The organism is Sphingomonas folli, from assembly GCF_019429525.1.
Classification (GTDB): Bacteria; Pseudomonadota; Alphaproteobacteria; order Sphingomonadales; family Sphingomonadaceae; genus Sphingomonas; species Sphingomonas folii.
On record NZ_JAHXZL010000007.1, the window covers coordinates 135,443 to 148,992 of the forward strand.

The 13,550-nt window shown below is 72.2% G+C and carries 15 protein-coding genes; 2 read left to right on the forward strand and 13 right to left on the reverse strand.

The window, feature by feature from the left end:
• Position 1: 1 nt before the first annotated feature.
• The 5 genes from KZ813_RS12225 to KZ813_RS12245 form a co-directional block, all read right to left on the reverse strand.
• The gene (locus KZ813_RS12225) at positions 2 to 400 is read right to left on the reverse strand and encodes a type II toxin-antitoxin system VapC family toxin (RefSeq protein ID WP_219755260.1); all 399 of its coding nucleotides are present in this window, start codon (positions 398 to 400) and stop codon (positions 2 to 4) included.
• The gene (locus KZ813_RS12230) at positions 397 to 651 is read right to left on the reverse strand and encodes a type II toxin-antitoxin system VapB family antitoxin (RefSeq protein ID WP_219755261.1); all 255 of its coding nucleotides are present in this window, start codon (positions 649 to 651) and stop codon (positions 397 to 399) included. The genes KZ813_RS12225 and KZ813_RS12230 overlap by 4 nt, the downstream gene beginning before the upstream one ends.
• 24 nt (positions 652 to 675) lie before the next feature.
• Positions 676 to 1,677, reverse strand: a complete 1,002-nt coding sequence (locus KZ813_RS12235; RefSeq protein WP_219755262.1) for a PhoH family protein — start codon at positions 1,675 to 1,677, stop codon at positions 676 to 678.
• A gap of 130 nt (positions 1,678 to 1,807) precedes the next feature.
• A complete protein-coding gene (locus tag KZ813_RS12240; protein WP_219755263.1) occupies positions 1,808 to 2,671 on the reverse strand; it encodes a hypothetical protein in 864 nt (287 codons plus the stop codon).
• Positions 2,672 to 2,727: 56 nt separating this feature from the next.
• Positions 2,728 to 3,315, reverse strand: a complete 588-nt coding sequence (locus KZ813_RS12245; protein ID WP_258046704.1) for a TetR/AcrR family transcriptional regulator — start codon at positions 3,313 to 3,315, stop codon at positions 2,728 to 2,730.
• Positions 3,316 to 3,438: 123 nt separating this feature from the next.
• Between KZ813_RS12245 and KZ813_RS12250 the strand changes: the two genes are divergently transcribed.
• A complete protein-coding gene (locus tag KZ813_RS12250; RefSeq protein ID WP_219755264.1) occupies positions 3,439 to 3,831 on the forward strand; it encodes a RidA family protein in 393 nt (130 codons plus the stop codon).
• A gap of 53 nt (positions 3,832 to 3,884) precedes the next feature.
• On the opposite strand, the gene miaB is transcribed toward KZ813_RS12250, so the two are convergent.
• The 8 genes from miaB to KZ813_RS12290 form a co-directional block, all read right to left on the reverse strand.
• The gene (gene miaB / locus KZ813_RS12255; RefSeq protein WP_219755265.1) at positions 3,885 to 5,222 is read right to left on the reverse strand and encodes a tRNA (N6-isopentenyl adenosine(37)-C2)-methylthiotransferase MiaB; all 1,338 of its coding nucleotides are present in this window, start codon (positions 5,220 to 5,222) and stop codon (positions 3,885 to 3,887) included.
• Positions 5,213 to 5,956, reverse strand: coding sequence for a lysophospholipid acyltransferase family protein (locus KZ813_RS12260; RefSeq protein ID WP_219755266.1), 744 nt, complete (start codon positions 5,954 to 5,956; stop codon positions 5,213 to 5,215). The genes miaB and KZ813_RS12260 overlap by 10 nt, the downstream gene beginning before the upstream one ends.
• A gap of 249 nt (positions 5,957 to 6,205) precedes the next feature.
• On the reverse strand, positions 6,206 to 6,625 hold the full coding sequence (locus tag KZ813_RS12265) for a Fur family transcriptional regulator (RefSeq protein WP_219755267.1): 420 nt from the start codon (positions 6,623 to 6,625) through the stop codon (positions 6,206 to 6,208).
• 221 nt (positions 6,626 to 6,846) lie between these two features.
• A complete protein-coding gene (gene rimI, locus KZ813_RS12270; protein ID WP_219755268.1) occupies positions 6,847 to 7,323 on the reverse strand; it encodes a ribosomal protein S18-alanine N-acetyltransferase in 477 nt (158 codons plus the stop codon).
• Positions 7,320 to 8,009 carry a tRNA (adenosine(37)-N6)-threonylcarbamoyltransferase complex dimerization subunit type 1 TsaB gene (tsaB, locus tag KZ813_RS12275; RefSeq protein ID WP_219755269.1) on the reverse strand — a complete coding sequence of 230 codons (690 nt, stop codon included), beginning with the start codon at positions 8,007 to 8,009 and terminating at the stop codon, positions 7,320 to 7,322. Before tsaB ends, rimI begins: the two co-directional genes overlap by 4 nt.
• Positions 7,960 to 8,562, reverse strand: a complete 603-nt coding sequence (locus KZ813_RS12280) for a malonic semialdehyde reductase (RefSeq protein ID WP_219755270.1) — start codon at positions 8,560 to 8,562, stop codon at positions 7,960 to 7,962. The genes tsaB and KZ813_RS12280 overlap by 50 nt, the downstream gene beginning before the upstream one ends.
• Before the next feature lie 44 nt (positions 8,563 to 8,606).
• Positions 8,607 to 9,179, reverse strand: a complete 573-nt coding sequence (locus tag KZ813_RS12285; RefSeq protein WP_219755271.1) for a NifU family protein — start codon at positions 9,177 to 9,179, stop codon at positions 8,607 to 8,609.
• Between the two features lie 210 nt (positions 9,180 to 9,389).
• Positions 9,390 to 10,247, reverse strand: a complete 858-nt coding sequence (locus KZ813_RS12290; RefSeq protein ID WP_258046705.1) for an aspartyl/asparaginyl beta-hydroxylase domain-containing protein — start codon at positions 10,245 to 10,247, stop codon at positions 9,390 to 9,392.
• Positions 10,248 to 10,421: 174 nt separating this feature from the next.
• Here KZ813_RS12290 and KZ813_RS12295 point away from each other — a divergent pair, with 174 nt between their 5' ends.
• Complete coding sequence (locus KZ813_RS12295) at positions 10,422 to 13,388, forward strand: M16 family metallopeptidase (protein WP_219755272.1); 2,967 nt, start codon at positions 10,422 to 10,424, stop codon at positions 13,386 to 13,388.
• Positions 13,389 to 13,550 lie beyond the last annotated feature (162 nt).

A 13,550-nucleotide genomic window follows, 5' to 3' on the forward strand; every position in this document is an offset into this window, starting at 1 on the left:
GTCAGGCGAGGTCCGTGTGCGAGAAATCGTCGCCCGTGTAGAGCAGGGCGGCGCCATGGGTCGTGGCGCAGGCATAAGCGAAACAATCGCCCATGTTGAGTCGGGCGGGGTGGCCGGTGCCCTTGCCGTAACGTGCCTGGGCCGCGATCGCCGCAACGGTCTCCGCCTCGCCGATCGTGACTAGGTCGACGGCGAACTCCTGCAACAGCGTCGTGAGTTCCGCATAAGTGACGTCGATCGACACTTTGCGCTTGCGAGTCACCGCGCGCGCCGTCTCCCACAGCGCGATCGGTGAGGAGAGCCGTCGCTCTGCTGCGCCAAACTCTTCCTCCAGGTCGCGCGCCTCCGGCTCTCCCGTCGCGGTCGCCACGAGGGCGGAGGCGTCGATGAAGACTGTCACTGGTCGTCCTCGTCGTTGAGCGAGTCGTAGAAGGCCTTGTCTGCCTCGCGCCCAGTCGGCTCGCCGAGCGGATGAGCAGCACGCCACGCGTCGAGCCGCTCGTGGATGCTGCGCCGTTGCTCCGCCCTCAGCGCATCCCGTCGGTGCAGCAGCGGGTCATGCACCGCGGCGGTCTTCGTGACATGGAGCATGTCCGCCACCTCTCGCGCCAGCTCGGCAGTCTCGCCGTTCTTTATGTACAACGCGCCCATGACACCTCCGGATATCCCGTCGCCTCAAGCCTCCCTGCCCTCATAGGCCTCGACGATCCGCCCGACGATCGGATGCCGCACCACGTCGCCCGCGGTGAAGCGGCACAGCGAGATGCCCTCCACGCCCTCCAGCCGGAAGGTGGCGTCGGCCAGCCCGCTCGACGCGACGCCGCCGGGAAGGTCGGTCTGGTTCGGGTCGCCGCAGATCACCATCCGGCTGTTCTGGCCGAAGCGGGTGAGGAACATCTTCATCTGCGCCGGCGTGGTGTTCTGCGCCTCGTCGAGGATCACGAAGGCGTCGGCCAGCGTGCGGCCGCGCATGAAGGCGATTGGCGCGATCTCGATCTCGCCGCTGGCGATCCGCCGCTCGACCTGCTCGGCGGGGAGGCAGTCGTGCAAGGCGTCGTAGAGCGGACGGAGATAGGGATCGACCTTCTCCTTCATGTCGCCGGGCAGGAAGCCGAGCTTCTCGCCCGCCTCCACCGCGGGGCGGGACAGGATCAGCCGCTGCACGCTGCCCGAGATCAGCTGCGCCACCGCCTGCGCCACCGCGATATAGGTCTTGCCGGTACCCGCCGGCCCGAGCGCGAAGATCATATCGTGCGAGGTGAGCTCGCGCATGTAATGCGCCTGCGCGGGGGTGCGCGGCACGATCGTCTTCTTGCGCGTGCGGATCATCACCGAGGGCGCGCCGCTGCCCGAATCGGCGCGGATGATGCCGTCGAGCACGGGCTCGGCCGCCATCGCGATCGCGGCGTCGACCAGCCCGGTGTCGACCTCCTCGCCGCGCTGGATGCGGTGGTACAGGTCGTTGAGCACGTCGCGCGCGAGCGCCACCTGCTCGGCGGTACCCTCCAGCCCGACGCGATTGCCGCGCGCGGTGATATAGACGCCGAGCCGGTTCTCGAGCGCCACCAGATGCTGGTCATATTGGCCGAACAGCTGGCTGAGCAGCTGGGGCTTGTCGAACAGCAGCTCGACGCGGGAACGCTCGCCGGATTGGGCGGGAACGGGCTTTCGGCTCATGCGGCTCCTTGCACGGCGACGGACGCGCCGGTTGGGGCGGGAGATAGGCGCGAGGGGCGGTGACGCAATGGCATCGCCGGCGAGTGTGGCAGCGGCGGCGGGGCGCGAACAAGCGGAATCGCGCGTGGCGCTATCCGAAATCGAGCGGCAGGGGCGTGCCGCGACGATACGCCGTGCCCGGCGCATCGAAGGGGAACCGGTGCCGGGCGAGCTGCCCGAGGTGGCGCCGCAGGGCCACGCGCGACGCCGCGGCCACCGCCTCGCCCGCGGCGTCGGTGAGCCAGGCGGGACGCAGCACGAGGCCGCCCGCGGTCACCGCGACCGCGGCGTCGAGACCGGCGTAGCGCCGCCGCACCGTCGCCTCCGGCAGGTGGAGCGCCGCGGCGACGAGGCGGCCGCGCACCGGGCGCCACGCCGACGGGCCCTCGTCGGCCGGCGCGGCGCGGTGGAACAGGGCCGCGCCGGCATTGCCCGCCAGCAGGGCGGCGAGGAGGACGCGATCGAGCGGCTTCGCGCAGCGGGACCGGTCCGCCAGCGCCACCGCGAGCGTGAGATCGGCGGCGACCCGGAGGCCATCGGTCCAGTCATAATCCCCCGGCGGGACCGCGATCTCGGGCAGCAGCGCCGCCGCGGAGAGCCGCTCGATCAAGGCGACGGCGCGATCGTGGACGAGCGCGAGACGCGGCGCCAGCGCGGGATCGTCGAGCGGCCGGCCGGCGGCGATCATCCCGCCGGCGATGCGCTGGCAATGACCCGTCGCGGTGAGCGCGGCGACGTGGCGGCGCGCGGTCTCGAATGGCATGCCCACCGCCTCGCCGATGCCGACGACGGGGGTGGGGCGACCGCGTTCCAGCGTGCGGCGCACCAGCAGCAGGTAGATCAACGCGCGCTCCACGCGGGTGCCGACCACGGGGGTCAGTGCCGCCACCGCGCCGGCGAGCAGCTCCGCCAACAGGCAGCGGATCATCAGGGTCGGTGCGAGCGCGGCGATCATGCGGCGGACCCTCGCGGTACCGTCACGACGCGTCCAGCGCCCCGCGCCGGCATGGGTCAGCGCGCGCGCAGCCCATCCGCCATCAGCGCGAAGGCGTCGAGCGCGCGCGGCAGCGCCGTGGCGGGCGCGTCGCTGGCCGCCACCCACAGCGCCGCGTTGAGCGCGGCACCGCTCAGCAGCCGCGCCGCCGCCTCCACGTCGACCGGGCGCATCGTCCCCGCGGCGACGAGGCGCGCCACCGTGGCGCGGGTCTCGGCGAGGCAGGCGTTCTGGCTCGGCCAGCGCGACGGGTCGCCGAGGACGGCGGGGCCGTCGAGCAGCACGATGCGACGCACCTCGGGGTCGAGCGCCATCTCGATATAGGCGGCGGCCTCGGCGAGCAGCGCCTGCCAGTCGTCGCCGGCGTCGGCCGACGCCGCTCGCGCTCGCGCCGCCATCTCGCCGTCGACCTGCGCCACCACCGCGGCCAGCAATCCCTTCTTGTCGCCGAAACCGTGATAGAGCGCGCCGCGGGTCAGCCCCGCCGCGGCGGTCAGCTCGTCCATCGAGGCGCCCGCGAAACCGTGCGCGGCGAAGGCTGTCCGCGCGGCGGCGAGCAGTCGCGCGCGATTGGCCTCCATCGTCTCGGCCCGTCTGCCCGTCATCTCGGCGACTCCTTCCACATACGTGCCGCATGTGAGTTGACATACGCCTCGTATCTAATCACCTACGCATCGTATGTCACCTAGCGGCCGCGATCCAGTGCGGCGCGACCGAGGAGAAGACCGATGCCCCTGCGCGATGTCGTCGACGTCCCCCACCGCCACGCGTTGTACGACGCGCACGGCTATTCCCCCGCGGCGCGCGCCGGCGAGCTGCTGTTCGTCTCGGGCCAGGTCGGCAGCCGCGACGACGGCTCGCCCGAGCCCGAGTTCGAGGCGCAGGTACGTCGCGCCTTCGACAACCTCGGGACCGTGCTGCGTGCGGCCGGGATCGGCTTCGACGAGGTGATCGACGTGACGACCTTCCACACCGATCCGGCGGCGCAGTTCGAGACGATCATGCGCGTCAAGAGCGAGGTGTTCGGCGCGCCGCCGTACCCGACATGGACCGCGGTGGGCGTGACCTGGCTCGCGGGCTTCGACTTCGAGATCAAGGTGGTGGCGCGTCTGCGAGACTAAGCCGGCCGATCCTGCCCCTTCATGGGCCGGGGCATGCGGCAGGGGGCCACGCCTCACGCCGCGTCGCGGAGCGTCACCTCGCCGGTGAGCGAGTTCGGCCCCGCCGCGGCGAGCGTCACCTCGACCAGGTCGCCGATCGCATGGTCGCCGACGAGATGGACCGACTGGAGCCACGGCGACTTACCGAGCCACTGGCCGGGCAGCTTGCCGCGGCGCTCGATCAGCAAGGTGCAGCGCCGGCCGACCGAGGCCGCGTTGAACGCGGCCTGGTCGCGGTTGAGCGCTCCCTGAAGCCGCTGCAGTCGCTCATCCATCACCCCCGCGGGCACCTGCGCGGCGAGGTCGGCGGCGGGCGTGCCCGGGCGCGGCGAGTATTTGAAGCTGAACGCCTGGGCGTAGCCGACCCGGTCGACCAGCCGCAGCGTCTCCGCGAAATCGGCGTCGGTCTCGCCGGGGAAGCCGACGATGAAATCGCCCGACAGCGCGATGTCGGGCCGCGCGGCGCGGACGCGGTCGAGCAGGCGGAGGTAGCCGTCGACCGTGTGCGCGCGGTTCATCGCGCGCAGCACGCGGTCGCTGCCCGACTGCACCGGCAGGTGGAGGAAGGGCATCAGCGACCCGATGTCGCGGTGCGCGTCGATCAGCCCCTGCGCCATGTCGTTGGGGTGGCTGGTGGTATAGCGGATCCGTGCCAGCCCCGGCAGCCGGTCGAGCGCGCCGATCAGGTCGTGGAGTCCGCGCCCGTCGTCGTCGCCCCAGGCATTCACGTTCTGCCCCAGCAGCGTGATCTCGCGCGCGCCCGCGTCGACCAGCGCGCGCGCCTCGTCGAGGATCGCGGCATAGGGCCGGCTCACCTCGGCGCCGCGGGTGTAGGGCACCACGCAATAGGTGCAGAATTTGTCGCAGCCCTCCTGCACGGTGAGGAAGGCGCTCGCGCCGACGCGGCGGCGCGCGGGCAGATGCGCGAACTTGGAGGCGAGCGGCATGTCGGTGTCGAGCGCGGCCTCGCCCGCGGCGGCGCGCGCCACCAGCCGCGGCAGATGATGATAGGCCTGCGGGCCGACCACGACGTCCACCTTGGCGCGGCGCACGATCTCCTCGCCCTCGGCCTGCGCCACGCAGCCCGCCACCGCGATCATCGGCGCGTCGCTGCCGCGCGCGCGCGCGTGCTTGCGCAGCCGGCCGATGTCCGAATAGACCTTCTCGGTCGCCTTCTCGCGGATGTGGCAGGTGTTGAGCACCACCAGGTCGGCGGCGTCGGCGTCCTCGGTCTTGACCAGCCCCTCGGCCGCCAGCAGCTCGGCCATGCGCTCGCCGTCATAGACGTTCATCTGGCAGCCGAACGACTTGACGTGGAAGGTCTGGGGTGGGGTCTTGGCGGTCACGGACATGGCGCGCGCTCTACCGGAAACACGCCCGCCTCGCTACCCGCGGCCAGGATGCGACGGCGCGCCTCGGCGGCGATCGCCTTGCGGTCGCCCGTCGGCGCGAAGGGGGCGAGGAAGGTGAGCGTCGCCACGAAGGTGCCGCGCCGCTCGAGCACGCGGCGCGCGTGCGCGGCCCCCGGCTCGTCGCCGACCCAGGCGAGCGCGCGCGCGGCGGGCTCATAGTCGATCCGCACCGGCTGGACCATCAGCCCCGGCGGCGGCGGGTCGAGCGCGGCGAGCAGCGCCGCCTTGAACGGCAGCAGCGTGGCGCCGTCGCCCGTGGTGCCCTCGGGGAAGATCGCCACGGGCTGGCCGCGGGTGAGCGCGGTGCGGAGCGCGGCGACCTGGTCCGCGACGCCCAGCCGGTCGCCGCGGCGGACGAAGACGGTACGGTTGAGCGTGCTGAGCCAGCCGACCAGCGGCGCGCCGCGCAGCTCGGCCTTGGCCACGAAGGCGCAGCCGCTGGCGCCGGCGAGCAGCAGGATGTCGAGCCAGCTGAGATGGTTGGCCAGCAGCACCGCGTCCCGCCGCAGCGGCGTGCCGATCACGCGGACGCGCGCGCCGAACAGTCGCGCCGAGACGCCGAGGAACCGCCGCGGCCAGGGAGAGCGCGCGCGCATGACGCGCCATAGGCCGTGGAGAGAGAGGGCGAGGAGCAGCCAGGCGACGAGCGCGGCGAGGCGGAGATAGGCGATCATCCGCGATGCGATGAGGCAGCGCGACCGAGACGTGTCGCGACGCGGGCGCTCTCATCTTCGAAGGGCAGCACCACCGCGGCGGAGGCCGGGGGAGAGGTGGGGAAGGTCTCGGCCGAGCCGCCACGGCCCCCCCCCTTGGGCCCCGGCGTGCGTCGGGGTGGTGGGCTATGGTATGGCGCCAGCCTCACACCAGCGGGTGCATCGAGGGGGTGAGCGAGCGGGGAACGGATCACCGCGATGCCATCCGCCTCACTTCTTGGCGAGCGAGACGCCGTACAATTCCATGCGATGGTCGACGAGGCGGAAGCCGAGCCGCTCGGCGATCGCCTTCTGCAGCAGCTCCAACTCGGGGTCGACGAACTCGATCACGCGGCCGCTCTCGACGTCGATCAGGTGATCGTGGTGCGCCTCGGGCGAGGGTTCGTAGCGCGCGCGGCCGTCGCCGAAATCGTGGCGGTCGAGGATGCCCGCCTCCTCGAACAGCCGCACCGTGCGGTACACGGTAGCGATCGAGATGCCGGGGTCGATTGCCGAGGCGCGCGCGTAGACCTTCTCGACGTCGGGATGGTCCTCGGCCTCCGATAGCACGCGCGCGATGATGCGCCGCTGCTCGGTGATACGCAGCCCCTTCTCCTGACAGAGCGCTTCGAGATCGATCTTACGGGCCATGCCATCCTATGTAGTGCGTCCGGCTTGTTGCGAAAAGCGCTAGCGACTCGCAAGAAGAGGAATTGGTACGATCCGAGGGAGTTGAGGTCGGCGGAGCGTCGCGAGTGAGGACGGTCGGCCGTTCGCGCTGATCGGGCCGCGCCGACCTCATCCGCCTTCCTGGTCGGGGACGACGGTGGTGAGGCCGATCCGCCTGACGGGCGGCGGCGGCCTCCGCCCGGTCACTCCAGCGCGAGCGCGTAGGTGTGCGCGTCGAACGTGTCGCCGGCGCGGCTGCGGTAATAGTCGCGGCGCACGCCGGCGCGGCGGAAGCCGTGCGCGGCGTAGAGCGCCACCGCGGGGTTGTTGGCACGTACCTCGAGGTGGAGCCGCTTGACCCCGCGCCCGCGACACTCGGCGATCACGCCGCGCAGCAGCGTCGCGCCGATGCCGGCGCGCGCGTGCGCGGGGTCGACCGCGATCAGCAGCAGCTCCGCCTCGTCCATGATCGCGCGGCTCAGCGCGAAGCCGACCACCGCGCCCTCGACCCGCGCCAGCGTCAGCCACACGCCCGGCATCGCCAGGATGCCGACGCACTGGCTGCGCGTCCACGCCTCGCCGTAGCGCGGGTTGAAGGCGGCGGCCATCACGCGGTCGATCGCCTCGGCGTCGGCGGCGCCCCCGGCGGCGAGCTCGACCAGCCGCACCCGCGCGCTCACGGCGCCGCGGGGCGCGGGGCGGGCGGCTTGGCGTCGGGCGCGCGGCCGTAGAAGGGCACCGCGGGCAGCGCGCGCTCGCCGGCGGGGAGCAGCAGCGCGTGCGCCGCGTCGGGCAAAGCGGGGCGATCGGGCACCGCGGCGTCGAGCGCGGCGAGCCAGCGCGTGCCCGTGCCGATCGCCGCGGCGCCGTCGAGTTCCGCCAGTGCCGCCGCCGGGGTGAGCGAGCGCGGCGCGTCGAGCGGGCGGAACGGGTGAGCGAAACGCTGCATGAAGACCTCACCGTGCCCGCCTTCCGCGATCACCGCAAGTGGCGCCGATCCGGTACTTTCCTCCAGCGCGGCAGCGGCGACGAGCGCGAGCGCGCCATAACCCGCCACCTCCGCGCGCCAGCCGAGCGCGAGCGCGCGCGCCGCGGCGATGCCGACGCGGATGCCGGTGAAGCTGCCCGGACCGACGTCGACCAGGATGCGCGCGGCACGACCGCCGTCGGGCAGACCTGCGATCATCGGCACCAGCCGCTCGGCGTGGCCGCGTCCGACCTCCTCGTGCGCGCGCGCCACCAGGCGATCGCCCTCGAACAGCGCGACCGAGCAGGCCGCGGTGGCCGTATCGATGACGAGCAGTCGGTCGCGCACGTCAGGCGATGCGGTTGAACGTCTCGAAGGCGGGGCGCGGCAGCCGCTCATGCAGCGTCGCGGTGTCGCCATAGCCCAGCGTGGCGATGAAGTTGGTGCGCACCGCGGGCGTGTCGGCGAAGAACGCCTTGTCCACCGCGCCCGCGTCGAACCCCGACATCGGCCCGACGCCGAGCCCCAGCGCGCGCGCCGCCAGGATGAGATAGCCGCCCTGCAGCGACGAGTTGCGGAAGGCCGAGGCCTCGCGCAGCTCGCGGTTGCCGTCGAACCAGCTCTTGGCATCGACGTGCGGGAACAGCGTGGGAAGATGCTCGTGGAACTCGGTGTCCATGCCGATCACGACGCTGACCGGCGCGGCGAGCACCTTCGCCTTGTTGCTGTCGGAACAGGCAGCCGCGAGAGTCGCCTTGGCGTCCTCAGACACGCACCACACCAGCCGCGCGGGCAGCTGGTTGGCCGAGGTCGGCGCCATCTTCATCAGGTCCCAGATCGCGCGCAGCGTCTCCTCGGATACGGGCTCGTCGCGATAATGGTTGAAGGTCCGGGCGGTGCGGAACAGCTGGTCGAGCGCGGCGTCGTCGATCGGGCGGTCGGGCGCGGGCATGGCGATCCTGTCGGTAGGTGGAGGGGAGCGGACGAGTGCGCGCGTCAGACCGCGCGCACCTCGGTCACCTCGGGGACATAGTGGCGCAACAGCTGCTCGATGCCGTTCTTCAGCGTCGCGGTGGACGAGGGACAGCCCGAGCAGGCGCCCTGCATGCGCAGGAACACCTTGCCCTTGTCGAAGCCGCGGTAGACGATGTCGCCGCCGTCGTTGGCCACCGCGGGGCGGACGCGCGTGTCGATTAGCTCGCGGATCTGCGCGACGATGTCGGCGTCGGCGGGATCGTCGGTGAAGGCCTCTTCCTCGGCGGGCACGCTGAAGTCCGCGCCACCGGCGCGGAACAGCGGCATCTGCGCGGTGAAATGATCCATCAGCAGCGCGAGCACGTCGGGCTTGAGGTCGCTCCAATTCACGCCCGGCGCGGCGGTGACCGAGACGAAGTCGCGCCCGAAGAACACGCCGGTCACGTCGCCCAGGCCGAACAGGGTGGCGGCGAGCGGGCTTGCCTCGGCCTCCTCGGGGGTGGCGAAGTCGCGCGTGCCCGCGTCCATCACGATGCGGCCGGGAAGGAACTTCACGGTCGCGGGGTTCGGCGTGGCTTCGGTCTCGATCAGCATGGCGGGCATGTGGCGCCTGCGCGGCGGGGGATCAAGCGGGCGGCGAGAAAGGGATTGTTTCGGGTGGAAGGGGAAATTCCTCCCCAGTACGGGGGGGGGGCCGCGCCCGAAGGGCATGGTGAGGGGGCTCTCCGCGAGCGACTCGTCTGCGGAAGCCCCCCTCCACCACTCGCTTCGCGAGCGGCCCCCTCCCCGCCAAGCGGGGAGGACCTACCCGTCGAGCTGCTGCACCGCGGCGTTCCACTTGGCGACATTGGCGCGCGCCTCCTGCACGAAGGCGGAGCGCTTCACCGCGCCGAGGAACAGGTCCGCGAACCACTTGCCCGGGTGGCGGAGCGGGCGCTCGAACTGGATCAGCAGCACCACGCGCGTGCCCGCGGTGTCGTTCCACACCTCGTGACGGTAGGTATCGTCGAACACCAACGTCTCGCCCTCGGCCCAGCGCACCACGCGGTCGCCGACGCGCATGCGCACGTCGCCGTCGCGCGGCACGATCAGCCCGAGGTGGCAGGTGATCAGCCCCTTGCTCACGCCGCGATGGTCCGGGATGTGGGTGCCAGGCGCGAGGATCGAGAAGAAGGCCGAGTTGAGCCCCGGGATCTGCGCGATCACCGCCTGGGTGCGCGGGCAGCGCGCCAGATTGTCGTGGATCGGATAGCCGTAGCCCCACAGGAAGAAGGAGCGCCACTTGTTGACCTCGGCGATGGCGCGATGGTCGGGCGAGATCGTCGCGAGGCTGGGCGCCGCGTTGCCGACCAGCGCCACCGCGCGCGCCTCGTCGCGGATCGCCTCCCAATGCTCGCGCAGCAGCGCGCTCCAGGGAAAGTCGCGGACGTCGAGCACGGGATCGTTGGGCACCAGCGACGAGCCCGCGATCAGCCGGTCGAAGACGCCGCGCAGATGCTTGCCGACGCGGATCAGCAGCGGCCGGTCGGTGTCGGCGCGCAGCTCGGTGCCGGGCACGGGCGCGCCCGAGATCACGTTGAGATCGGGTACCAGGACCGGGTCGCTCGGGTCGCCGCTGTCCTGCCACATCGGCGCCTGCGCCGATCGCATGTCGTGCTTCATCTATCGGTCCTCGTCGCGGCGGCGCGCGGGCCACCACCCTTTGTTCTTCCCGGCTAAACCCGCATCGCGACCAAAACGTGGCATCCGCTGGGCAAAGGCTTGCTCGGGCACGGGAAAGGATCGTTTCACCGGCGTGAGTTGCCGCCGGCCCGCGGTCGCCCTACAAGCGCGCCCATGAATTCGTATTCGCGCGTGCTCGCGAAGCCGCTCGTCGCCCTCCTGCTCGTCTCCGTGTCGCTGCCGCTCCCCGCGCAGCAGCGCGCGCGCCGGGCGGCGGCGGCTCCCGCCAAGCCCGCCGCGGCGGCGCCCGCGCCGGCGCCGGCGATGCGCGTCGACACCTCGCCGTGGCTGTTCAAGGGGTCGGACATCCCGCCCGACCCCGAGTGGCACTTCGGGGCGTTGCCGACCGGGCTACGCTACGCGGTGCGCAAGAACGGCGTGCCGCCGGGGCAGGTGGCGGTGCGCGTGCGCATCGACGCGGGCTCGCTGTACGAGAGCGACGCCGAGCAGGGCTTCGCGCATCTGATCGAGCATCTGTCGTTCCGCGGCTCACGCTACGTGCCGGACGGCGAGGCCAAGCGCGTGTGGCAGCGCTTCGGCGCCACCTTCGGCTCGGACTCGAACGCCTCCACCACGCCGACCCAGACGGTCTACAAGCTCGACCTGCCCGGCGCGACCGACGTCAAGCTCGACGAGAGCCTCAAGATCTTCGCCGGGATGATGGCGGAGCCCGCGATCACGGTCGCCGGGCTCGCCGCCGAGCGCCCCGCGGTGCTGGCCGAGCAGCGCGAGGCGCCGGGCGCGCAGGTGCGCTACGGCGACGCGATCCGCCAGACCTTCTTCGCGGGTCAGCCGCTGGCCGAGCGCTCGCCGATCGGCACGATCAAGACGCTGGAGGCCGCCTCGCCCGCGACGGTGCAGGCGTTCCACGACAGATGGTACCGCCCGGCGCGCGCGGTGGTGATCATCTCGGGCGACATCGACCCCGACGTCGCGGCGCGGCTGGTGGTGAAGAACTTCGGCGGCTGGACCGGCAAGGGCGCGGACCCGGCCGACCCGGATTTCGGCAAGCCCGATCCCAAGGCGCCCGCGACCAAGACGATCGCCGAGCCGTCGCTGCCCCCGGTGGTCGCCACCGCCGTGCTGCGGCCCTGGGTCTATCGCGACGACACGATCATCTTCAACCAGAAGCGACTGGTCGATTTCCTCGCGACCCGGCTGATCAACCGGCGGCTGGAGTCGCGTGCCCGCGCCGGGGGCAGCTTCCTTCAGGCCTCGGTCAGCCTCGACGACGTGTCGCGCTCGGCCAACGGCACCTTCACCAACGTGATCCCGATCGGCGACGACTGGGAGGCGGCGCTCAAGGACGTGCGCGCGGTGGTGGCGGACGCGATGGCGACGCCGCCGACCCAGGCCGAGGTCGATCGCGAGCTGGCCGAGTTCGACGCGGCGATGAAGAACGACGTCGACACCGCGCGCGTCGAGGCGGGCGCCAAGCAGGCCGACGACATGGTCAACGCGCTCGACATCCGCGAGACCGTGGCCGGCCCCAAGACCAGCTACGACATCCTGCAGGGCGCGCGCGCCAAGGGGATGTTCACGCCCGCGGCGATGGTGGAATCGACCAACCGCCTGTTCAAGGGCGACGTCCAGCGCGCATTGCTCAACACGCGCACCCCCGACGCCAGCGCCGCGACCAAGCTGGCCGCCGCGCTCACCGCCGACGTCTCCAAGCTGGCGGGCAAGCGCGCCGAGCAGCGCTCGGTCGATTTCTCCAAGGTGCCCAAGCTCGGCACGCCGGGCCAGGCGACCGCGCGCACCACGGTGGGCGACCCGCCGATGGAGCAGGTGACGTTCGCCAACGGCGTGCGCGCGCTGATCTACGCCAACCCGTCCGAGACCGGGCGCGTCTACCTGCGCGTGCGCTTCGGGCGCGGCTATCAGGCGCTGCCGGGTAACAGGCCGACCCCGGCCTGGGCGGGCGAGACCGCGCTGATCGCCAGCGGTATCGGTTCGCTCGACCAGGGCGCGCTCGACTCGCTCACGACCGGGCGCCGCATGGGGCTCGATTTCGACATCGGCGACGATTCCTTCCTGCTCGGCGCGCAGACGACCCCGAGCGACTATGCGGACAACCTGACGCTGATGGCGGCGAAGCTCGCCGCGCCGCGCTGGGACGCGGCGCCGGTGGCGCGCGCGCGCGCGGCGATGCTGACCGGCTATGCCGGGCTGAACTCCTCGCCCGACGGCGTGCTGGCGCGCGACCTCGAGGGGCTGCTGCGCGACGGCGACCCGCGCTGGGGCATGCCGACCCTGGCGCAGATCCAGGCGCTCACCGCGCGCGACTTCAAGAAGCTGTGGCAGCCGCTGCTGGCGACCGGGCCGATCGAGGTCGACGTGTTCGGCGACGTCAAGGCGGACGAGGCGATCGCCGCGATCGCGAAGAGCTTCGGCGCGCTCAAGCCGCGCCGCGCCGACGAGGGGACGGGCGCGCCGGTGCGCTTCCCCGAGCACAACGCCGCCCCGGTGATGCGCACCCACGACGGCGACGACAACCAGGCCGCGGCGGTGATCGCCTGGCCGACCGGGGGCGGCTCGGCCGACCATGCCGAGCAGCGCCGGCTCGACGTGCTCGCGGCGGTGTTCGCCGACCGGTTGTTCGACCGGCTACGCTCGGTGGCGGGGGCGAGCTACTCGCCGTCCGCGCAGAGCCAATGGCCGGTCGGGTTGCCCGGCGGCGGGCGGCTGATCGCGGTGGGCAAGGTGGCGCCCGATAAGGTGCCCTTGTTCTTCCAGCTCTCGCGCCAGATCGCGGCCGAGCTGGTGTCGACCCCGATCAGCGCGGACGAGCTGCGCCGCACGATCGTGCCCATGCTGCAATATATGGCGCGCGCCTCGTCGGGGAACCAGTTCTGGCTGATCCAGACCTCGGGCGGCACCTTCGACCCCAAGCGGATCGAGGCGAGCCAGACCCTGATCGGCGACATGACCGGCATCACCCCCGAGGCGCTCCAGGCCAGCGCCGCCAAGTACCTGCGGCCCGACAAGGACTGGACGATGGCGGTGGTGCCGAAGGCGGCCGCGGGCGGGGCGGCGGCTACGCCGGCCGGATCGCCGCTTCAGGCCGCGCCGGCGAAGTAGCGCGGTTCGGCCGCCGCAGTCTCCGTCCGCTCCACTACCACCCCGGCGCACGCCGGGGTCCAGGTGGGAAAGCCATCGAGAGAAGCGCCGAGGTTCCCCACCCCGACCCCGGCGTGCGCCGGGGTGGTGTCAGGAGTCGGGGCGACGGGCAGGTGCCACGAC

What these genes read in the sequence shown, in the direction of transcription:
- KZ813_RS12230 (WP_219755261.1), bottom strand. Translation starts at nt 651, where the DNA reads ATGGGCGCGTTGTACATAAAGAACGGCGAGACTGCCGAGCTGGCGCGA.
- KZ813_RS12295 (WP_219755272.1), top strand. Translation starts at nt 10,422, where the DNA reads ATGAATTCGTATTCGCGCGTGCTCGCGAAGCCGCTCGTCGCCCTCCTG.
- miaB (WP_219755265.1), bottom strand. Translation starts at nt 5,222, where the DNA reads ATGTCCGTGACCGCCAAGACCCCACCCCAGACCTTCCACGTCAAGTCG.
- tsaB (WP_219755269.1), bottom strand. Translation starts at nt 8,009, where the DNA reads ATGAGCGGCTGCCGCGCCCCGCCTTCGAGACGTTCAACCGCATCGCCT.
- KZ813_RS12290 (WP_258046705.1), bottom strand. Translation starts at nt 10,247, where the DNA reads ATGAAGCACGACATGCGATCGGCGCAGGCGCCGATGTGGCAGGACAGC.
- KZ813_RS12285 (WP_219755271.1), bottom strand. Translation starts at nt 9,179, where the DNA reads ATGCTGATCGAGACCGAAGCCACGCCGAACCCCGCGACCGTGAAGTTC.
- KZ813_RS12245 (WP_258046704.1), bottom strand. Translation starts at nt 3,315, where the DNA reads ATGACGGGCAGACGGGCCGAGACGATGGAGGCCAATCGCGCGCGACTG.
- KZ813_RS12250 (WP_219755264.1), top strand. Translation starts at nt 3,439, where the DNA reads ATGCCCCTGCGCGATGTCGTCGACGTCCCCCACCGCCACGCGTTGTAC.
- KZ813_RS12260 (WP_219755266.1), bottom strand. Translation starts at nt 5,956, where the DNA reads ATGATCGCCTATCTCCGCCTCGCCGCGCTCGTCGCCTGGCTGCTCCTC.
- KZ813_RS12235 (WP_219755262.1), bottom strand. Translation starts at nt 1,677, where the DNA reads ATGAGCCGAAAGCCCGTTCCCGCCCAATCCGGCGAGCGTTCCCGCGTC.
- KZ813_RS12280 (WP_219755270.1), bottom strand. Translation starts at nt 8,562, where the DNA reads ATGCCCGCGCCCGACCGCCCGATCGACGACGCCGCGCTCGACCAGCTG.
- KZ813_RS12265 (WP_219755267.1), bottom strand. Translation starts at nt 6,625, where the DNA reads ATGGCCCGTAAGATCGATCTCGAAGCGCTCTGTCAGGAGAAGGGGCTG.
- KZ813_RS12240 (WP_219755263.1), bottom strand. Translation starts at nt 2,671, where the DNA reads ATGATCGCCGCGCTCGCACCGACCCTGATGATCCGCTGCCTGTTGGCG.